This window comes from Zobellella denitrificans (assembly GCF_002407485.1).
In the GTDB taxonomy this organism is placed as follows: Bacteria; Pseudomonadota; Gammaproteobacteria; order Enterobacterales; family Aeromonadaceae; genus Oceanimonas; species Oceanimonas denitrificans.
Genome location: NZ_CP012621.1, coordinates 2,111,916 through 2,132,456 on the forward strand (window position 1 = coordinate 2,111,916; position 20,541 = coordinate 2,132,456).

Here is a 20,541-nt window from a genome sequence, read left to right on the forward strand (position 1 = left end):
TCCCCATAACCGGCATCTGCCGCCGGGCCCGTAGCCGGCGCTTTAGCCGCCGGGGAATACTTCCGAAGATCGTCAACGGGTGCTTAGCACTTCAGAAGCTGGAGCCAGGTTGTTCCAGGAACTGTTTTTCCTCTTCCGTGGATACCCGCCCCAGTATGGCGTTGCGATGGGGATAGCGCCCGAAACGGGCGATGATGTCCCGGTGGCGCAGCTCGAATTCCAGGTTGTCCGCCAGGCCGTTCTTCTCGAACAGCGCCAGGGCCACGTCGTGCACCTTGAGCGACTCGCTGTGCATAAAGGGCATGTACAGGAACAACCGCTCCTGCTGGTTCAGCCCCTTTTCGGCACCACTGCTTATCGCCTCCTGGGCCAGTACCAGGGCCATGCCATCGGCGGCGAAGGCCTGGGGTTTGTCCCGGTAAATGTTGCGGGAGAACTGATCGAGCACGATGATCTCCGCCAGCCTCCCCCGGGCCCGGGTGCGCCATTCGAACAGCTCGCCCAGGCAGGCCTGGGTGTGCAGCCGGCCGAAGCGTTGGCGAATCAGCTCGTCCAGGGACGGATCCTTGAGCCACCACCGCTCGGGAGGCAGCTCTTCAAACCAGAAATCCAGTACAGACTGATACATGAGGTTCCCCTATACCGTGACTATCTGGCCACAGTATAGGGGATGAGGGAGGGATTAAAACACCAGGTGGGCGATAAGGGCGATCACCGGCAGGGTAACCAGGGTCCGCAGCAGGAAGATCACGAACAGCTCGACGATATTGACCGGGATCTTGCTGCCCAAGAGCAGGGCGCCCACTTCGGACATGTAGATAAGCTGGGTGACCGACAGGGCGGCAATCACGAAGCGGGTCATGTCGCTCTCGATGGAGGTGGCGAGAATGGCCGGAATAAACATGTCGGCAAAGCCCACCACTATGGTCTCGGAGGCGGCGGCGGCTTCCGGGATCTGCAGCAGCTCCAGCAGCGGCACGAAAGGCAGGCCCAGCCAGGTGAACAGCGGCGTGGTTTCGGCGATCACCAGCGCCAGGGTACCGAAGGCCATCACCACCGGCAGCACGCCGAACAGCATGTCCAGGGCATTGTGCACGCCGGTGCGGGCCACCTGCCCCATGCTTTTCACCTTGCCGGCCCGGGCCAGGGCAAGGGCGTAACCGTGACCCAGGCGGGAATAGCCGGCGGGGGTGTTCTCATCGTTGGCCGGCCGGGGTTCGCCGTTGATAAAGGTGTCTTTCTTCCAGCACAGCGGCGGCAGCCGCGGCACCACTATGGCCGCCACTATGCCGGCCAGGCACACCGCCAGGTAGAACTGCACGAACATGTGCTCCAGCTTGACCTGGGCCAGCACCACCAGGCTGAAGGTGATGGACACCGCCGAGAAGGTGGTGCCGATCACCGCCGCTTCGCGCTGGGTATAGTGATGGCCTTCGTACTGCTTGCTGGTCAGCAGTATGCCCACGCTGCCATCGCCCAGCCAGGAGGCCATGCAATCCACCGCCGAGCGGCCGGGCAGGCGGAACACCGGGCGCATCAGGCCGGTGAGCAGGGTGCCCACGAACTCCAGCAGGCCGAAGTCCAGCAGCAGCGGCAGCAGCAGGCCGGCGAAGATGAACACCGCGAACAGCACCGGCAGCAGGTCGTTCAGGACCAGGCCGCCGGTGTCGCCGCTGTACAGCAGTTCGGGGCCGGACTGGGTGAACACCATCAGCACGAAGGCCGCGCCCAGCAACCGGCTTACCAGCCATACCGGCCGCACGTTGAACAGGGTGTTCAGGAACAGGCTGCGGGTCACCAAGGCCGGCTTGAACAGGGTGGTAAACAGCGACAGCAGGGCCGAGAGGGTGATGAGCACGGTGACGATGGCCGTCAGCCAGTCGGACAACAACGCCTGCAGGCTCTTGGCCAGCACCGCTATCATGATGGTGAGATCACCGTTGTAGCTGACCGGAGTCATAAACAGCAATATGCCCGCGAGCGAGGGCAGCAGGAACATCAGCAGGTTTCGCTTGCTGGCCTCGGCCTGCACCGTCAACGTCTTTTCCATGGTTACTCCTTCCTTATCGGGCAACAGCACCCAACTCGGCTATAAAAAGGTAAAAACCGCACTTTTATGCAGTTCAGCCAACCAACCCAGAATAAAAACAACGTTTGAGCGAATAAGTTGCCAGTAAACTGATGGATTGCTGAATACTTATTTTATAGCCAAATATATTTAATCAAAAGATAAAATCAAAACATAAACCCACAAAAATAGATCTTGTTAGATATTTGTTCTGTATTGTTAATTTCAGGGGTGGAGTATAAGGATTTTGTCCGCGCATGCAAACAGATCAGGTGCACAAAACGGAAACAAGCGGGAAAGATGATAGGGGAAGACGCTTAGGGAAGGATGGCGTGTGCTATCCCTGCCACTCTCGTCGGCGGCAAACGATGTTTGCAGACTGGCACCTGGATGGTGGAGCGCAGGCGGCCCGCCTGCTTTCCCGCGCAGCGGGAACCCTCGGACTGGCCGACCACAGCACAGGGTGAAAGAGGCTCGAGGCAGAACAGGCATCACGGGTTGGGTTGTGCCTTCGCCAACCTCGGTGCCACCCTCATGCGGGCGGGCCGCCCGCGCCCCACGTAACCGTAGCCGTAGCCGTAGCCGTAGCCAGCGCTTTAGCTGCCGGAAATACTGCCGGGTATAGCTGCCGGAAAATACCGCGTCAGGCCGGACAGACCCCGGCGAACGGTAACACGCCCTCCCCTATTTCCTGCGCAACAAAAAACAGAGTTCGTCAAAGAAGCGCCGCTCGCCGCTGGCCACCCTGGGGTTGCTGTTGCCCTCTTCGATGCGATCCAGCAGGGTCACCTCGAAGTCGGCCCCGAACAGGCGCCTTACCTCCTGCTCGTTGACGGCGAAGGGCGGCGACTCGTGCTGCACCGGCGCGTAATCCAGGGTCACCAACAGCATGGCGGCGCCCGGATTGAGCAGTCGCGCCAGCAGCCGGGCATAAAGCGGCCTGAGCGGCTCGGGCAACGCGACCAGGGCGGCCCTGTCGTAGGCGGCGTCGAAACGCCGACCCAGGGACTCCGCCTGAAAGAAATCACCCTCGTACAGACTGAAGCCGCCGGCCTGCCAGCACAGGTAGTGCACCAGCTTTTGCTGCTGCGCTAGTACCCCTGCCTCGCCGAAGAAGTCCCGGATGGCCAGTGGCGAAAGCTCGAAGCCGGCGATATTGTGGCCCTGCTCCGCCAGCCAGTGCATGTCGCGGCTCTTGCCGCACAGGGGAACCAGTACTTCGGTGTGCTCGGGCACGCCAAGGCGATGCCAGTGGCGGCCGAGCAGTTCGTTGATCTCTTGCTGGTGAAAGCCGATCCGTGAGGATTGCCAGCGTTGGTGCCAGAATTGTGCGTCCATGTCATCTCCCGCAATACAAAAGGAGGATAACTATCTCAAGACTCAACCGGGCATTTCAAGCGGCCTTGAACTGGTTGCTGCCGGCGTCGTAATGATAGCCAATCCGGGCCATGCGGGCGTTTACATGGCCGCTGTCCAGCTCATACAGCACCAGCAAGGCCTCCAGGCTTTCACACTCCAGCCGCAGTTTTTCGTTGATGATGCTGAGCAGCATATGATCGTCCATATGCTCCAGTTGAACCTTGTTCATGGCCTGCCCCCTTGTCGTACCTGTCTGCTCAGTATAGATCGGCACCGAACGCCGGCGAGGCCGAGATACTGTAAATTTAAACAGTATTCTTCTTGACCTCTGCGGTTGATGATCGATACTGTATATATAAACAGTAAATCAACAGGGAGTGCATATGGCTACCGTCTTGCTGTCTCGCAAACAGGCCTTTTCCGTACCGTCCAGGCAATGGCATCAGCCGGTGTCCAAGGCGCCGCTGGTGGAGTGGTTTGACGGATGGAACAATGCCGGGCAACGCCAACTGCTGGCTGAACTCGCCGCCATCAGCCATGAACGGCGCGGATGGATCCTTATGCTCAACACGCCCGCGCCCCTGTCGCGCCGCCTGCTGGCCGACGCCGGGGTAGATCCGGCGCTGGTTATCGACATGGGTAACAAGGTAGAGCAACAACAGTTGCTGCTGCGGGCCATGGCCTATAAAAGCATAGCCGCCGTGGTGTGCTGGCAATGGCGGCCCGTCGCTGGGCTGCAGCAGTCACTCGAGCAGGCGGTGCAGCAGCACCGGAGCAGAATATTCCTGATTACGCCAAACAACGAGATGCAGGCCCTGCACTAAGACAGGGCCTGAAGATGCAGGGTTACACCAGTTCGCGGCAGACCAGATCCATCATCATGCGGATATGGGCGGGCTGGTCATTGAGGGCGGGGATATAGTGGTAAGCTTCGCCACCGGAGGCCATGAAGAGCTCCCTGTTCTGCTCGGCGATCTCTTCCAGGGTTTCGAGGCAATCGGCGGAAAAGGCGGGGCAGATCACGTCCAGCCGCTTGATGCCCTCCCCCGGCAAGGCTTTCATGGTGTCGTCGGTATAGGGCTGCAGCCACTCTTCGCGCCCGAAGCGGGACTGAAAAGTAGTGCGCCACTGGTGGCGCTCCAGCCCCAACTCGGCGGCCAGCAGCTCGGAAGTACGGTGGCACTGCTGGCCATAGGGGTCGCCTTCGTCTTCGTAGCGCCTGGGGATGCCGTGGTAGGAGAGCAACAGCAGTTCGCCGCGCCCGTGCTGTTCCCAATGCCGACGCACCGACTCGGCCAGTGCCTGGATGTAGCCGCTGTGGTCGTGGTAGTCGTGGATAAAACGAAAAGCCGGCACCAGACGCTCTTTTTTCATCAGCCGGGCCCAGCCATCGAACACCGACGCGGTCGTGCTGACCGAGTACTGGGGATAAAGCGGCAGCAAAACCACCCTGTCCACCCCGGCCGATTTCAGCTCCTGCCAGGCCGTTGCCAGGGAGGGTTCACCATAGCTCATGCCCAGCGCCACCGGCATGTCGATGCCCGCTTCGTTCAGCGCCTCGGCCAATGCCGCCTGCTGGCGCCGGCTGATCACCATCAGCGGCGAGCCTTCCTCCCACCAGATGGACTGATAAAGCCTGGCGACCCTGGGGGAACGAAAGGGCAGAATAATGCCGTGCAGCAACGGGCACCACAGGGCCCGGGGAACATCGACTACCCGACGGTCGTGCAGAAACTGGCTGAGAAAGGTCTTTACCGCCTTGGCGGTGGGGGCTGAGGGGGTACCCAGGTTAACCAGTAAGACGCCTGTTTTCACCTTGTTACCATATCCTGAATAGCAAAGGCCGGAAGCCACAGGCTCCCGGCCGAAGAACGATGGAATTAGGACAGAATGTCGGTCAGTTCGCGGCTGACTTGCTCGACCGACTGGGTGCCGTCCACCTTGTAGTGGCGAGTGCGGCCGGCTTCGGCCTCTTGCTTGTAGTAGTCGATCAGCGGCGCGGTCTGCTCGTGGTACACCGCCAGGCGCTTGCGCACCGTGCTCTCCTCGTCGTCGGCACGGATCACCAGCTCTTCGCCGGTCACGTCGTCCTTGCCTTCCACCTTGGGCGGGTTATACACCAGGTGGTAAACCCGGCCCGAGCCCGGATGCACCCGGCGGCCGCTCATGCGCTTGACGATTTCCTCGTCCGGCACCGCGAATTCCAGCACATAATCGACGGGAACGCCGGCGTCCTTCATGGCGTCGGCCTGGGGGATGGTACGCGGAAAGCCGTCGAGCAGGAAGCCCTTGGCACAGTCGTCTTGGCTGATGCGTTCTTTAACCAGACCGATGATGATATCGTCGGAAACCAGTTGTCCTTGATCCATGACTTCCTTGGCTTTCAGCCCCAGCGGGGTGCCGGCCTTGATAGCGGCTCGCAGCATGTCACCGGTGGAGATTTGCGGAATGCCGAACTTCTCCATGATGAATTGAGCCTGCGTTCCCTTACCCGCGCCCGGAGCACCCAGCAAAACGATGCGCATAACAGCGTCCTCTTTTGATTAATCATTCGTAATTTGGGGCCTGATTGTGGCATGACACCGGCATGGGAACAAGGGAGAGGACGGCCCTGTTAGACCTATTGATGATATTGCCGGCAAACCTCGGTATTAAAGCGGTATCGAACGCACCCCGCGTCCCCGCAGGGAAATATCCTGGCCCGGACAACGCCGGCTGCGCCCGGCCCTGGCCTCCATCCGCGCCGGAGATGGGCACTACACTGAACGTAAGGCATGGGTAATATGGGTATTCGAGCGGAGATCCGGGCATGCAGCTGCAGACATTCGGCGCGAACAAGCGGGGCCGCGACTTCGCCATCGGCGATCTGCACGGCTGCTATGAAGCACTGCGCTCCTGCCTGGCCGATGCCGCTTTCAATCCCGAACGCGATCGCCTGTTCAGCGTGGGCGACCTGATCGATCGGGGCCCCCGCTCCCTCGATTGCCTGGACCTGGTGTTCGAGCCCTGGTTTTTCGCGGTGCAGGGCAACCACGAACAGATGATGCAGGCCGCCCTGGAATGCGCCAGCCCCGGCGCCCTCGCCCACTGGCTCATGAACGGCGGCCAGTGGGGCTTCGAGTACGACTGGGCGGAGCTGAAGGCCTATGCCCGTAGCGCCCTCGCCCGCATGCCCCATGCCATCGAAGTGGAGCTGAGCGGCAACAAGGTCGGCCTGGTGCATGCCGAAGTCCCCGAGCAGGACTGGTACAGCCTGCACCGGCCACTCACCCGGGGCCAGCTTGCCCAACTGGTATGGGCCCGGGAGCGGCTGGCCCGGCGCGACCCCACGCCCATCGCCCACATCGATCTGGTCCTGGCCGGCCACAGCATAGTCCCCGCCATTACCCGCCTCGGCAACATGCTGTATATCGACACCGGCGCCTTCACCCCCGAAGGCCATCTGACCCTGTTGGAAATCCGCAGCTGGCTCTGAGCCGCCTAGCCTGGCACCACAGCACCATGCCGGTTGGCCCTGGCTCCGGTGGCCAGGATACAGTGTGATGCCACTTGCTAGCAATTTTATAACAATTAGTTAGCAAAAGTAACCACCATCAGGCAAATGGATGTGATAAAGGAAACGCGATGGATAACACAAGAGACAAAACGGCATGGTCGGCCATGCTCCTGGCTTCTGCCATGACGTTTTCTGCCGGGGCCGTTACGCCCGGGGGAGAAGCCGAAACCATCTACTACAATGCCCGGGTCATGACCGTCAATGACCACTTCGACATCACCGACGCGGTGGCCATCAAGGCGGGACGTATCATGGCGGTCGGCAGCCATGCTCAGTTGCAGGAGCTGGCCGGAAACGATACCCGGCAGGTCGATCTGCAGGGCAAGTCCCTGCTGCCCGGCTTCTATGACGGCCATATCCATGTGGGGACAGGCCCCCGCCCCTTCGGCGCCACTTTCAATGTTCCCACCCCTGATCAGTTAACAGAGATACTGGCCCGGGAGGCCGCCAAGGTGCCGGCCGGTGACTGGCTGGTCGGGCTGATGAATCGCCCCCATTGCCATATGCAGATGCCCAACCGCTGGGAGCTGGACGCCATCGTACCCGACCACCCGGTGATGCTGGCCTGCGGCGTGCTCAAGCTCACCCTCAACTCCAAAGCCATCGAGCTGGCCGGCTTGAGCAAGGACACGCCGGAGCCCAAGGATGGGCTTATCGTGCGGGATGAACAGGGCGAGCCGCAGGGCGTACTGACCATGGGTGCGCGACGCTACGCCACCCGGGTCATCCCCAATCCGGCGTTGAGTGACGACAGCGCCCGGGACAACCTGCGCGCCCAGTTGGCAAAATTCCTGCCCATGGGGGTCACCAGCGTCAATATCGCCGGCGTGCGCCCGAACGAGTTGCGCCTGATCCAGGATGTCTACCAGCGCTGGGGGGACGAGCTGCCCCGAGCCACCCTGCAGATTTTCCTGTTTCCCGGCTACGACGATGTCGACACCAGCCTCGCCGAGCTGGAAGGACTCGGTTTTCGTACCGGTATCGGTAATGACCGGCTGAAGCTCGGTGCCATCAAGATGAGCATGGACGGCGCCATCGCGGTACCGGACTTCAGGACCCTCAAACCCTACGACGGCAAGGTACGTTTCGATGAACGGGGCCCCTGGGAAAACCAGAAGGGCGATTTCAACGGCGTGACGGTGATCCCCAAGGACAGCCTGTACCGGGTGGCCAGCCGGGCCCATGAGCTGGGCTGGCAGCTCGGCATCCATACCATAGGGGATGGGGCCGTGGTCGAGGCGGTCGAGGTGCTGGAGCGGGTACTGCGGGAGTACCCCCGAGAGGATCATCGCCACCATCTCCATCACCTGACCATCAGGCCGCCGGAGGAGACCCTCGCCAAGATCGCCGAGCTGGACCTGATCGTCGACACCCAGCCCAACTATACCTACTACAACAACGCCTTTATGCTGGCGGCGGTGAGCGGCAACCGGCTGGAGCGGCAGAATCCACAACGCTCCCTGCTGGAGCGCGGCATCCGCATCGCCTACGGCTCGGACGGCCTGCCCCATGGTCCCCTGCTCGGGATCTGGGCGGCGGTGAACCGTCTCGGCCATGACGGCAAGGTTTATGGTGCCGAAGAGGCGATTTCCGTGGAAGAGGCGATCCGGGCCTACACCCGGGGACCGGCCTACCTGACCTTCGACGAACAGGAGCGCGGCAGCATCGAGGTGGGCAAGGTAGCGGATCTGGTGGTGCTGGCGGAAGACCCCCTGAGCGTCGATCCGCTACGGCTGCGGGATCTGGCGGTGGAAAGAACCATTATCGCCGGGCAGGAGCTGTTCCATGGCTCCCATGTCGAGCCCTACCATCAGCGGCCGCCGACGCCCTGAAAAAGCAACGCCCTGCGAAGGCAGGGCATTGCTGGGGATGGAAGGAAAACCGCCCCGGTGCGCCGGGGTGGTTTACTGTTTAGCCCAGCAGCAGGCGGTTGACCCGGGCCACGAAGGCGGCCGGGTCTTTCAGGCCGCCCTGCTCGGCAAGCTGGGCCTGCTCCAGCAGCAGCTGGGACCACTCGTTGAACTGCTCGCCTTCGGCCAGGCTTTCGAGCTTTTTCACCAGCACGTGATCCGGGTTGAGCTCCAGGATGTACTTCTGCTCCGGCACCGGCTGGCCGGCGGCGCGCATCAGCTTGATCATCTGGGTGCTCATGTCGTGCTCACCGGCCACCACGCAGGAGGGGGTGCTGGTCAGGCGGTGGGTCAGGCGCACTTCCTTCACCTCGTCGCCCAGGGCGGTCTTCACCCGCTCCAGCAGGGGCGCCAGGGCTTCCCTGGCTTCTTCCTGGGCCTTTTTGGTTTCCTCGTCGTCCAGCTCGCCCAGGTCCAGTTCGCCCTTGGTCACCGACACGAACTGCTTCTCTTTATAGTCGCTGAGGTGGTTCATCAGCCACTCGTCCACCCGCTCCCACATCAGCAGCACCTCGATGCCCTTCTTGCGGAAGATTTCCAGGTGCGGGCTGTGGCTGGCGGCGGCGTAGCTGTCGGCGGTGATGTAGTAGATCTTGTCCTGGCCTTCCTTCATCCGGCCGAGGTAATCATCGAGCGACACCGTCTGGGCGTCGGTATCGTTATGGGTGCTGGCAAAACGCAGCAGGCCGGCAATCTGTTCCCGGTTGGCGTAGTCTTCGGCCGGGCCTTCCTTCAGCACATTGCCGAATTCCTTCCAGAAGCCCTGGTACTTGTCGGCATCGTCCTTCGCCATCTGCTCCAGCATGCCCAGCACCCGCTTGGTGCAGGCCTTGCGCAGCTGGGCGGTGACCTTGTTGTCCTGCAGGATCTCGCGGGAGACGTTGAGCGGCAGATCGTTGGAGTCGAGCACGCCCTTTACGAACCGCAGGTAGGTGGGCATGAACTGCTCGGCATCGTCCATGATAAACACCCGCTGCACATAGAGCTTGAGGCCGTGGCTCTGATCCCGGTTCCACAGGTCCCAGGGCGCCTTGGCGGGCACGTACAGCAGGCTGGTGTATTCCTGGTTGCCTTCCACCTTGTTGTGGCTCCAGGCCAGGGCGTCCTGCCAGTCGTGGGAGATGTGCTTGTAGAATTCCTGGTATTCCTCGTCGCTCACCTCGCCCTTGGCGCGGGTCCACAGGGCAGTGGCCTTGTTCACCTGTTCCCACTCGCCTTCGGTGGCGAGCACTTTTTCGCCGTCTTCTTCCCGCTCGGGCTCACCCTCTTTCCACATTTCCACCGCGATGCTGATGTGGTCGGAATACTTGCCAATGATGCTGCGCAGGCGCCAGTCGTCGAGGAACTCCTGCTCCTCCTCGCGCAGATGCAGGATCACATCGGTGCCACGACCGGGCTTGTCGATGTCGGCCACGGTGAAGGTGCCGTCGCCGTCGGACTCCCAGCGCACGCCGCGATCGGCGGGCTGGCCGGCGGCCCGGCTCAGCACCGTGACCTTGTCGGCCACGATAAAGGCGGAGTAGAAACCCACCCCGAACTGGCCGATCAGCTGGGAATCCCTGGCCTGGTCGCCGGACAGCTGGCTGAAAAAGGCCTTGGTGCCGGACTTGGCGATGGTGCCCAGGTGCTCGATCACCTCGTCCCGGGTCATGCCGATGCCGTTGTCGGAGATGGTCAGGGTCTTTTTATCCTTGTCCAGGATCAGGCGCACCCGCAGGTTGCCGTCGTTCTCATAGAGTTCACTGTCAGACAGGGCCTTGAAGCGCAGCTTGTCGGCGGCGTCGGCGGCGTTGGACACCAGCTCGCGCAGGAACACCTCTTTGTTGGAATAGAGGCTGTGCGCCATCAGGTTGAGCAGTTGTTTGACTTCGGTTTGAAAACCATGAGTTTCGGTATGCACGGCTTCTGACATGATAAGTTCCTTGCTTGGTTTAACCTACAGCCTGAAAGATGGGGTTGGATACGGGGATTTCAAGAGGCGGCGGGAAACAAAGCCGGAAGCCGGAAGCCGGAAGCCGGAAGCCGGAAGCCGGAAGCCGGAAGCCGGAAGCCGGAAGCCGGAAGGATCTTCCAGCTTCAAGCTTCAAGCTTCAAGCTTCAAGCTTTAGTCAGTAGTAACTGCGTCCTTCTTCCGCCAGTCGGCGCAGGGCGTCGCAGGGGGCGAAGCGTTCGCCGTACTTGCGGGCGTATTCCTCCATTTTGGCGACGATGGCGCCAATGCCCTGCCGGTGCATATGGTGGAAGGGGCCTCCGCTGAAGGGCGGGAAGCCGATGCCGAAAATGGCGCCGATGTCCCCGTCCCGGGCCGAGGCCACCACCCCTTCGTCCAGGGTCATGGCCGCCTCGTTCAGCATCAAGAGCACGCAGCGTTCGGCCATGTCCCCGGCCGGCAGCCGGCCCTGGGGCTTGACGCCGAGCAGCCTGTAGACGCTCTCGTCCACCGGCTTGCCCTTCTTGTCGAACCGGTAGAAGCCGCGGCCGTTCTTCTTGCCATGGCGCTTGTCGTCCAGCAGCTTGCCGAAGGCCTCCGGCGCCTTGAAGCGGCTGCCCAGCTCCCGCTCCAGGATGGGGGAGATCTTGGACGCCACGTCGATGCCCACCTCGTCCAGCAGGGTGATGGGCCCCACCGGGAAGCCGTAATCCACCAGGGCCCGGTCGATGACCTCGATGGGCTCACCTTCCAGCAGCAGCCGCGCCGCCTCGTTGAGGTAGGGCGCGAGGATGCGGTTGACGTAAAAACCGGCCTTGTCCCGCACCACTATGGGGGTCTTGCCCTGGGCCCGGGCCAGGCCGATGGCGGTGGCCACCGTCTCGTTGCTGGTGCCCGCGTGGGGAATGATCTCCGCCAGCGGCATCTTGTCCACCGGGCTGAAGTAGTGCAGGCCCAGCACCTGCTCCGGCCGCGTCGCCCCTTCTGCTATCTGATGGATGGGCAGGGAGGAGGTGTTGGAGGCGAACACGACATGGGCCGGGCAATGGGCTTCCACCTCGGCCACCATCTTGCGCTTCACTTCCAGATCCTCGAACACCGCCTCCACCACCATGTCGACCCGGCCGAAGCCGCTGTAATCCAGGGTGCCGGTCATCAGCGCCAGTTGGCGCTGCATCTCGGTAGCGCGCAGTTGCTGCTTCTTGACCCTGGGCGCGAGCAACTGGTGGGCGGTGGCCATGGCCTGGTTGATGCCGTTGTGGGCAATGTCCTTGATGCGCACCGGCAGCCCCGCCCTGGTGGCGGTGACAAAGGCGATGCCGCCGCCCATCAGGCCGCCGCCCAGCACCCCGATGCGCTTCAGCGCCATGGGCTCGGCGCCCTGGAAGGTTCTTTCCTTTTTCATCTCGGTGGTGGCGAAGAACAGGTGGCGCAATGCCGCCGACTCCGGCGTCATCACCAGCTCGCCGAACGCCCTGGCCTCGGCGGCCAGGCCCTTGCTCATGCCCTCGTCCAGCCCGGTGCGCACCACCTCCAGCAGCCGCTCGGGTGCCGGATAGTTGCCGCGGGTCTTGTGGCGCAGGGCGCTCAGCGCCTTGTCGAACACCAGCTTGCGGCCGAAGGGGTTGGCCTCCAGCGCCAGGGTCTTGAGATCCTGCTTGCGCTTGTGCTTCGGCTTGCCCTTGCGGGCCAGGGCGATGGCGGTGTCCAGCAGTATGCTCCTCGGCACCATATCATCCACCAGGCCGGCTTTCAGCGCCTGTTTGGGCCGCAGTTGTTTGCCGGTGAGCATCATGTCCAGCGCCCTGGTCAGCCCCACCAGCCGGGGCAGGCGCTGGGTGCCGCCGGAGCCGGGCAGCAGGCCGAGCTGCACTTCCGGCAGCCCCAGGCGGGTGATGTCGTCGTCGCTGCACACCCGGCCGTGGCAGGCCAGGGCCAGCTCCAGGCCGCCCCCCAGGCAGGGGCCGTGAATGGCGGCGATCAGCGGCAGTTTCAGCGCCTCCAGGGCGGTGAAGATTTCCTGGCCGGCCCGGGCCAGGGCTTCCGCCTCGCCGGCGCTCTGGCAGGCGGCCAGCATGTTGACGTCGGCGCCGGCCACAAAGGAGTCGGGCTTGCCCGAGCAAAGCACCAGCCCCTTGAGGCTGGCGTCGGCCTGGATGTCGTCCAGCAGGGCGCGGATCTCCCCGGCAAAGCTCGCCCGCAGGGTGTTCATGCGCTCGCCCGGCACATCCATGGTGATGATGCCGATACCGTCGTCCTTGCGCAGGGTGAAGGTCGGTTGTTGTTCGCTCATTCTGCTGCCTCCAGTACCATGGCCGCGCCCAGGCCGCCGGCGGCGCAGGCGGTGGTCAGCGCCAGGCCGCCGCCACGGCGGTTAAGCTCTCTCAGGGTTTGGGTGATCATGCGCGCGCCGGTGGCGGCGAAGGGGTGGCCGTAGGCCAGGGAGCCGCCCAGCACGTTGAATTTGGCCATGTCCACTTGTCCTATGGCCTGGCCGCGACCCAGCTCGCGCTCGGCGAAGGTCTGGCTTTCGAACATCTTGAGGTTGGCCAGGGTCTGGGCGGCGAAGGCCTCGTGCATGTCGACCAGATCCATGTCCGCCAGGGTGCAGCCGGCGCGCGCCAGCGCCAGGGGGGTGGCGTAGCTCGGCCCCAGCAGCATGTCCTGCCACACATCGATGGCGGCGTAGGCGTAGCTGCGCAGGTAGCCGAGCGGCCTGAGGCCCAGCTCCCGGGCGCGGGTCTCGGTCATCATCAGCACACAGGCGGCGCCGTCGGTGAGCGGGGTGCTGTTGGCGGCGGTCACGCTGCCATGGCGCCTGTCGAAGGCGGGCCGGAGTTTGGCGTAATCCGCCAGGCTGGATTCGGTGCGGATATTGTTGTCCCGCTCGAAGGGCGCCTTGAAGGGCGGCGCATAGGTGGTCATTACTTCCTCGTCGAGCAGCCCCTGCTGCCAGGCCCGGGCCGCCAGCTGGTGCGAGCGGTGGGCCAGCTCGTCCTGCTCCAGCCGGCCGATGCCGTGGCTCTTGGCCATCTGCTCGGCGGTCTGCCCCATGGACAGGCCGGTGGAATATTCCGCCACCGCCGGCGGCACTGGCGCCAGATCTTTCAGCTTGAGCCGGCGCAGAATACCGAGCCTGGCACTCAGGGTTTTCGCCTTGCTCAGGTCGAGCAGGGCATCGGCCAGCCGGCTGGATACCCCTATCGGCAGCACCGAGGAGGAATCGGCCCCGCCGGCAATGCCTACCTGGATATGGCCGGCCATCATCGCCTCGGCGACGTTGGACACCGCCTGGAAGCTGGTGGCGCAGGCCCGGGTTACGCTGTAGGCGTCGGTGCCCACCGGCAGTTCGGTGCCGAGCACGATTTCCCGGGCGATGTTGGGAGCCTTGGGCATCTGCACCACCTGGCCGAACACCAGCTGCTGCACTTCACCGGCCTCCATGGGGGTGCGCGCCAGCAGCTCGGCCACCACCATGCGGCCCAGATCCAGGGCGGGAATGCCGCGATAGGCGGTGGCTTGCCGGGCGAAGGGGGTTCTCAGGCCGGAGACGATGGCGATGCGATCGCCGGCTCTGGTGGTTAAGGGGTTAGTCAGCGTCATGTCTGCTCCTTGTTGGCAAGAGGTCTGACCTCGCGGCCATATTAACAATGGCCCTACAAGTTTTAAACAGGTGATTGAAATTTTTCCTGAGGCCGGCCAGCCCGTTTACGTGGCGCAAACCGGCAACCGGTGGGGTGCCTGCGTCTCCGGCGCGAGTATTCCCGGCGGCTAAAGCACCGGCTACTGTCGCATCCCCCTGCAAGAGTGAGTAGACTGATAGAAGCCACCCCTAGCCCACGGTGAATGATGATTTCCATATTCAGGCGAAAGAAGACAAAGCCGGATGCGGTCTCTAACAGCATGAAGATAAAACAAAAGCGTTACGAGGCGCTGGTGTATGCCTTGCATGGCGATCTGTTCCGCTATGCTTACTGGCTATGCCACGATCGGCAGGTGGCGGAAGACTTGGTGCAGGAAACCTTTCTGCGCGCCTGGAAGGCGCTCGACAGTCTGAAGGATGAAAAAGCCGCCAAGGCCTGGCTTATTACCATACTGCGGCGGGAAAACGCCCGCCGGTTCGAACGCAAGCAGTTCGATCTGGTCGATCTGGAAACGGTGCCCGTGGCCGACAAGCAAAGCCTGGGGCCGGAGCAGGACATGGAAAACGAATGGCTGCGCCGGCATATCGCCGAGCTGGCAGTGGAATACCGGGAACCGCTGCTGCTGCAGGTCATCGGCGGCTTCAGCGGCGAGGAAATAGCCGAGATACTGGACTTGAACAAGAACACCGTAATGACCCGCCTCTTTCGCGCCCGCAACCAGCTGAAAGAGGCCCTGGAGCAGGACAAGAGCACACGAGGCCGCTGCAATGGATGATCTGGAATTTCGCCGTCGGGCTTATGCCGATCCCTGTGACAAGAGCCCGGAGTTTGTATCCGCATCTACCGCCAACGCCGGCAACCGGCAGTTCATGGAAGAATTGAAAGAGTTCAACCGCAAGCTGGAGCGGGCACTGAGCGAACCCGTGCCTCCGGCCCTGCCCGATAAACTGATGCTGTCCCATCTGCTGCGCCAGCCCGACCAAAAGGAAGGGCTGGGCTGGCGCCACCTGGCGGTGGCCGCCTCCATCGCCTTCGCCCTGGGTTTTTCCACCCGGTTCATGCAGTTATCGGCGGAGTCCGGCAATCTGCCGCCCTCGGTGGCCAAGGTGGCGATGCACCACGTGCAGATGGAAATGCCCTTTACCCGCTATGTCGACGAAGAGCTGACCCTGGCCACGGTCAACGCCAAGCTGCGCCCCTACGGCGCCAGGCTGAAGGACATCGCCGCCGTCGGCAAGATCTACTACGCCAATCACTGCATGTTCGGCGGTGGTCCGGCGGCCCACCTGGTGATCCAGGGGGAGTTTGAACGCGTGCACGTCTTCCTGGTGCCCATGGAGCGCGCCTTGCAGATCGTTGCCGAGTTTTCCGACGCCAACCTCCACGGCGAGGTGATCCCCATGACCTACAACCGCCTGGTGGTGGTCAGCGACAGGCAGGAGAACGTGCATTCGGTGGCCGAAAGGGTCCGGGCATCGCTGGAAAGAGCGCTTTGACCTGTTGCCGGTGCGTGCCGGTTCGTGCCTAAAGCGGCACCTACAGCAGCACCTGCAGCGGCACCTGCAGCGGCGTCTACAGCGGCACCTGCAAGGCCGCCTGCAATCGTAGGCGCCCGTTTACGTGGCGCAAATTCATCAACGGCATCCATCCTGTCGCCTTGGCGCCGCCTGCCCGCCGGCTGGAACGCCGGTGGCGGCCCCGGATCGCGTCTCAAAAACGACACCTATTGCTGGGAGTTCAATCGCCTAATGGTGTAACATTCGGCACCCTCGCCCACACGGAAGCGAAAACGCTGTTCGGAACAACAGGAATGCGCTATGACCATAGAACTCCCCATTCTGATTACCTTTGTCGGCTATCTGCTGCTGACCATGCTGATCGGCCTGGTGGCCTATAAGGCCACCAGTTCGCTGAGCGATTACATTCTCGGCGGCCGCCGCCTCGGCCCCGGGGTAGCGGCCCTGAGTGTCGGTGCCTCGGACATGAGCGGCTGGCTGCTGCTCGGCCTGCCCGGCGCGGTTTACCTGTACGGCATCAACCAGGCCTGGATCGGCATCGGCCTGGTGATCGGCGCCTGGCTCAACTGGCTGTTCGTGGCCAAGCGGCTGCGGGTGTATACCGAGCAGGCCAACGACTCCCTCACCCTGCCCGACTTCCTGGAAAACCGCCTGGCCGACCACAGCGGCCTGCTCCGGGTGATCTCGGCCCTGACCATACTGGTGTTCTTCATTTTCTACACCGCCTCCGGCCTGGTGGGTGGCGCCATCCTGTTCGAGAAGGTATTCGGTCTGCCCTACCTCACCGCCCTTATCGTCGGCGGCGGCGTCATCGTCGCCTATACCTTTATGGGCGGCTTCCTGGCCGTGTCCTGGACCGACTTCTTCCAGGGCATACTGATGCTGCTGGCGCTGATCGTGCTGCCCTGGGTGGTGATGAACGAACTCGGTGGCATGGATCAGACCCTGGCCACCCTGGAAGGCATGGACAGCACCAAGCTCGATATTTTCCACGACTTCTCGCTGCTGAGCGGGCTCAGCCTGCTGGCCTGGGGGCTGGGTTATTTCGGCCAGCCCCATATCCTGGCCCGCTTTATGGCCATCGACTCGCCGAACTCGGTCCCCCTGTCCCGCCGTATCGCCATGAGCTGGATGATACTGTCGCTGCTCGGCGCCCTCGGCGTGGGCCTGGCCGGAGCCGTCTACTTCAGCGGCACCCCGCTGGACAACCCCGAGACCGTGTTCCTGGCCCTGGCCAACGCGGTGTTCAACCCCTGGGTGGCCGGACTGCTGATCGCCGCCATCATGTCCGCCATCATGAGCACCATCGACTCCCAGTTGCTGGTGTGCTCCTCCGCCATTACCGAAGACTTCTACAAGCGCTGGCTGCGTCCACGGGCCGGCGACAACGAACTGGTCTGGGTGGGCCGTTTTGCGGTGCTGGGGGTGGCGGTATGCGCCATGCTGATCGCCCTGGATCCGCAGACCACGGTGCTGGGCCTGGTCAGCTATGCCTGGGCCGGCTTCGGCGCCGCCTTCGGCCCGGTGATCATCCTCTCGGTGTTCTGGCCCCGCCTCACCCGTAACGGGGCCCTGGCCGGCATCATACTGGGAGCGCTGACCGTGATCGGCTGGAAGCAACTGAGCGGCGGCCTGTTCGATCTGTACGAAATCGTGCCCGGCTTCCTGGCCTGCGGCCTGGCCGCCATCCTGGTCAGCCGCATGGACAAGGAGCCGTCCAAGGCCGTGGTACTGGGGTTCAGACGGATGGAATCCGATCTTTAAGCTTTGATTCCTCTCACAAAAAGGGCCTGAGGGCCCTTTTTTTATAAACAAGCGTTTTACTTTTAGGTTACATTTTTTTATTCTCCCGTCTGGTAAGAGTTCACACCTCATACCAGTTGCGCTAAAAGCTGTCGCGCCCGATTCACATAACAACGAGAAGAGAGTCTTCTATGAGCCATAAGACGTTGAAACTGTCCGTGCTCGCCGCCGCCATCGCCGTGGCAGCAGGGCAGGCCCATTCCGCCGCTTTCCAGTTGGCCGAGCAGAATACAACGGGTCTCGGTCGCGCCTACTCCGGAGAGGGCGCCGTGGCCGACAACGCCGCTGTGCTGGGCCGCAACCCCGCCGCCATGACCCTGTTCGAACGCCCCGCCCTGTCCACCGGTGCCGTTTATATCAACCCGGAAGTGGATGTGGAGGGGAAAGGTGCTTTTGCCCAGCAAGGCAAGGCGATGGGCCTTCCTACCGATGCCAAGGATATCGCCGATGATGCGGTGGTGCCTTTCTTCTACTATGTGCATCCCATCAATGAGCAGTGGGTGGCCGGTTTTGGCGCCTTTACCAACTATGGTTTGTCCACCAGCTATGCCAATGACCATTTTGCCGGTGAAGTTGCGGGCAAAACTTCTCTGAAAACTCTTAACCTCAATCCTAGCATCGCATTCAGGGTCAATAATCACCTGTCACTGGGTGCTGGCTTCAACGCTGTTTATGCCGATGCTGAATTGATCAGACACGCCGGTATCTTGAGTGCAAATCCAGCGATTCCTTCTGCTACAACGGAAGTGTCTCGTTTAACGGGTGACGACTGGGGTTATGGCTGGAATATCGGTCTGTTACTTGAAGCCGATGAAAATAACCGCTGGGCTCTGACCTACCGCTCCAAAGTCGATCTAACCTTCGATGGCCAGTATAGTGGCAGCAACTCCGGCTTTCAGACGGTGCCGGGAAAACTTGATCTGACCCTCCCCTCTATTGCGGAGCTTTCCGGTTTCAATAAGCTATCTCCCAATTGGGCCGTTCATTATGGCCTGATGTGGACCGAATGGCGTCACTTCGATGAGTTGAAAGCCACCAGCAACCAATGTACCGGTGGTGTCTGCCTGGAAAAACCCGAGCAGTTCAAAAACAGCTGGCGTATCAGCGCCGGCGCCACCCACTATCTGAACGATCAATGGACACTGCGCGGCGGTATCGCCTACGACAAGTCGCCGGTGCCCGAAGAGTTCCGCTCCATCTCCATTCCGGATGTGGATCGTACCTGGTATACCCTGGGCGCCACCTATGCCTATAGCCAGAATCTGAGTTTCGATGCCGCCTTTGCCTTCCTCCACGGTAAAAAGGTTGATGTAAGAGAAGAAAGCCATGCCTTACCCGCCCCCTATGAATTTCGTTCCGGCGGCGATGCCTACCTGCTCGGCCTGCAGATGAACTACCGCTTCTGATCCCTTGTCGAGTCCTGCCTGAAAGCGCCCCCCGAGGGCGCTTTTTTGTCGGCGCAGTCTTTGTCAACCCGATGATTATCCTGTATATTCCACAACCTGTTTTTGACGCGCCGGGGCCCTATGAACTGTTTTGTAGCCAGACAAGCCATCCTCGACAAGCAGGGCAATCCCCTGGGGTACGAGCTGTTGTTTCGCCTTGGCCTTGAGAACCGTTTTCCCAATATCGGCGCCGAACAGGCTACCCGCCGGCTGATGGCGGAGCAATTCCTGAGCCAGAAAATCGAGGATCTGGTTGGCGATACCCTCTGTTTTGTCAACTTTCCCGACAGCCTGCTGCGCGAAGGTCTGGCCGACGGCTTCCACCCCCACCGGCTGGTTATTGAAATACTGGAAGACGCCACCCCGGATCAGGCCCTGCTGGAATGTGTCAAAGGGCTTAAACAACAGGGGTTTAAACTGGCGTTGGACGATCACCTGCCGGGCAGCGAGTGGGATGCCTTCCTGCCTTTTATGGACTTTATCAAGCTGGACCTGCGCCAGACGCCCCTGACCGACTGTGCCCGTTTTATCCGGGCATGCCGCTGTTATCCGCAACTGCGCTTTATCGCCGAAAAGGTCGAAACCCGGGAAGAGTTCGCCGCCGCCGCCGAAGTCGGCTTCGAATTTTTCCAGGGCTATTACTTCCAGCAGCCCCAGGTGATCCGCCGGCGCATCCTCACCACCGACGAACTGACCGCCTTCGAGTTGCTGTCCGCCGTCAACGAGGAAGAGATCGACTATAACAGGCTGACCGAACTGTTCAGCCGGGATCTGTCACTGTCCTATAACCTGCTGCGCTATGTGAACAACCTGCACATGGGCTACCGGCACCAGAATATCGAAAATCTGCGCAGCGCCATCGTGTATTTGGGTCACCAGCAGCTGAAACGCTTTACCGCCCTGGTCATGACCGCCTACATCAGCAAAAACAAGAACATCGAGCTGTACCGGCTTTCCATCATCAGGGCCAAATGGTGCGAACTGCTGGCCGACAAAGTGCACCCTGCCCTCAAGGACGATGCCTTTATCTGTGGCCTCTTTTCCCTGCTGGACGTATTGCTGGAACGCCCCATGGCCGAAATCTTGCCGCAACTGTCGGTATCGGAAGCCATCTCCCACGCCTTGCTGGAAAGCAAGGGTGAACTGGGCTTTTTCATGGGCCTGATCCACGATCATGAGCAGGCGAACTGGCCGCAACTGCAGCAGCGCCTCGCCTTTATCCGCCTGAGTGAAGCGGCCAGCAGCCAGTGTTACGAACAGGCGGTGCAATGGAGCAATCGGCTCGGCCAGGGTCACCGGCTGGCCTGAC

At 61.9% G+C, this 20,541-nt stretch carries 17 protein-coding genes; 8 read left to right on the plus strand and 9 right to left on the minus strand.

The window, feature by feature from the left end; genetic code table 11:
- Nucleotides 1-91: 91 nt before the first annotated feature.
- From AN401_RS10025 to AN401_RS10040, 4 genes are all read right to left on the minus strand, one after another.
- Nucleotides 92-628, minus strand: a complete 537-nt coding sequence (locus AN401_RS10025) for a DUF924 family protein (RefSeq protein WP_096779245.1) — start codon at nucleotides 626-628, stop codon at nucleotides 92-94.
- Between the two features lie 54 nt (nucleotides 629-682).
- Nucleotides 683-2,050, minus strand: coding sequence for a YjiH family protein (locus tag AN401_RS10030; protein WP_094038131.1), 1,368 nt, complete (start codon nucleotides 2,048-2,050; stop codon nucleotides 683-685).
- A gap of 702 nt (nucleotides 2,051-2,752) precedes the next feature.
- Nucleotides 2,753-3,406 carry a thiopurine S-methyltransferase gene (locus AN401_RS10035; protein WP_096779246.1) on the minus strand — a complete coding sequence of 218 codons (654 nt, stop codon included), beginning with the start codon at nucleotides 3,404-3,406 and terminating at the stop codon, nucleotides 2,753-2,755.
- Nucleotides 3,407-3,461: 55 nt separating this feature from the next.
- Nucleotides 3,462-3,656, minus strand: a complete 195-nt coding sequence (locus tag AN401_RS10040; protein ID WP_096779247.1) for a DUF4250 domain-containing protein — start codon at nucleotides 3,654-3,656, stop codon at nucleotides 3,462-3,464.
- Between the two features lie 154 nt (nucleotides 3,657-3,810).
- On the opposite strand from AN401_RS10040, the gene AN401_RS10045 reads away from it, so the two are divergent.
- A complete protein-coding gene (locus AN401_RS10045; protein WP_096779248.1) occupies nucleotides 3,811-4,251 on the plus strand; it encodes a cell division inhibitor in 441 nt (146 codons plus the stop codon).
- 22 nt (nucleotides 4,252-4,273) lie between these two features.
- Here AN401_RS10045 and hemH read toward each other — a convergent pair whose 3' ends face one another.
- Both hemH and adk read right to left on the minus strand, forming a co-directional pair.
- Nucleotides 4,274-5,242, minus strand: a complete 969-nt coding sequence (hemH, locus tag AN401_RS10050) for a ferrochelatase (RefSeq protein WP_096779249.1) — start codon at nucleotides 5,240-5,242, stop codon at nucleotides 4,274-4,276.
- Between the two features lie 65 nt (nucleotides 5,243-5,307).
- Nucleotides 5,308-5,952: an adenylate kinase gene (gene adk / locus AN401_RS10055; RefSeq protein ID WP_094038125.1), complete on the minus strand. Its 645-nt coding sequence runs from the start codon at nucleotides 5,950-5,952 to the stop codon at nucleotides 5,308-5,310.
- 284 nt (nucleotides 5,953-6,236) lie between these two features.
- Between adk and AN401_RS10060 the strand changes: the two genes are divergently transcribed.
- A complete protein-coding gene (locus AN401_RS10060) occupies nucleotides 6,237-6,902 on the plus strand; it encodes a metallophosphoesterase (protein WP_096779250.1) in 666 nt (221 codons plus the stop codon).
- A 149-nt stretch (nucleotides 6,903-7,051) separates the two neighbouring features.
- Nucleotides 7,052-8,815: an amidohydrolase gene (locus AN401_RS10065; protein WP_096779251.1), complete on the plus strand. Its 1,764-nt coding sequence runs from the start codon at nucleotides 7,052-7,054 to the stop codon at nucleotides 8,813-8,815.
- 79 nt (nucleotides 8,816-8,894) lie between these two features.
- Here AN401_RS10065 and htpG read toward each other — a convergent pair whose 3' ends face one another.
- From htpG to fadI, 3 genes are all read right to left on the minus strand, one after another.
- A complete protein-coding gene (gene htpG / locus AN401_RS10070; protein ID WP_096779252.1) occupies nucleotides 8,895-10,805 on the minus strand; it encodes a molecular chaperone HtpG in 1,911 nt (636 codons plus the stop codon).
- A gap of 196 nt (nucleotides 10,806-11,001) precedes the next feature.
- Entirely contained in the window at nucleotides 11,002-13,116 is a 2,115-nt protein-coding gene (gene fadJ, locus AN401_RS10075; protein ID WP_096779253.1) for a fatty acid oxidation complex subunit alpha FadJ, read from the minus strand.
- Complete coding sequence (gene fadI, locus AN401_RS10080) at nucleotides 13,113-14,426, minus strand: acetyl-CoA C-acyltransferase FadI (protein ID WP_096779254.1); 1,314 nt, start codon at nucleotides 14,424-14,426, stop codon at nucleotides 13,113-13,115. Before fadI ends, fadJ begins: the two co-directional genes overlap by 4 nt.
- Before the next feature lie 243 nt (nucleotides 14,427-14,669).
- Between fadI and AN401_RS10085 the strand changes: the two genes are divergently transcribed.
- The 5 genes from AN401_RS10085 (at nucleotide 14,670) to AN401_RS10105 (ending at nucleotide 20,540) form a co-directional block, all read left to right on the plus strand.
- Nucleotides 14,670-15,242, plus strand: coding sequence for a sigma-70 family RNA polymerase sigma factor (locus AN401_RS10085; protein WP_198401712.1), 573 nt, complete (start codon nucleotides 14,670-14,672; stop codon nucleotides 15,240-15,242).
- A complete protein-coding gene (locus AN401_RS10090) occupies nucleotides 15,235-15,963 on the plus strand; it encodes a DUF3379 family protein (protein ID WP_096779255.1) in 729 nt (242 codons plus the stop codon). Before AN401_RS10085 ends, AN401_RS10090 begins: the two co-directional genes overlap by 8 nt.
- A gap of 321 nt (nucleotides 15,964-16,284) precedes the next feature.
- Nucleotides 16,285-17,748 (plus strand): sodium/proline symporter PutP, encoded by a 1,464-nt coding sequence (gene putP / locus AN401_RS10095; protein ID WP_096779256.1) that lies wholly within the window; start codon nucleotides 16,285-16,287, stop codon nucleotides 17,746-17,748.
- Nucleotides 17,749-17,918: 170 nt separating this feature from the next.
- Nucleotides 17,919-19,193, plus strand: a complete 1,275-nt coding sequence (locus AN401_RS10100; protein WP_096779257.1) for an outer membrane protein transport protein — start codon at nucleotides 17,919-17,921, stop codon at nucleotides 19,191-19,193.
- Between the two features lie 120 nt (nucleotides 19,194-19,313).
- Entirely contained in the window at nucleotides 19,314-20,540 is a 1,227-nt protein-coding gene (locus tag AN401_RS10105) for an EAL and HDOD domain-containing protein (RefSeq protein WP_096779258.1), read from the plus strand.
- Nucleotide 20,541: the final 1 nt, after the last annotated feature.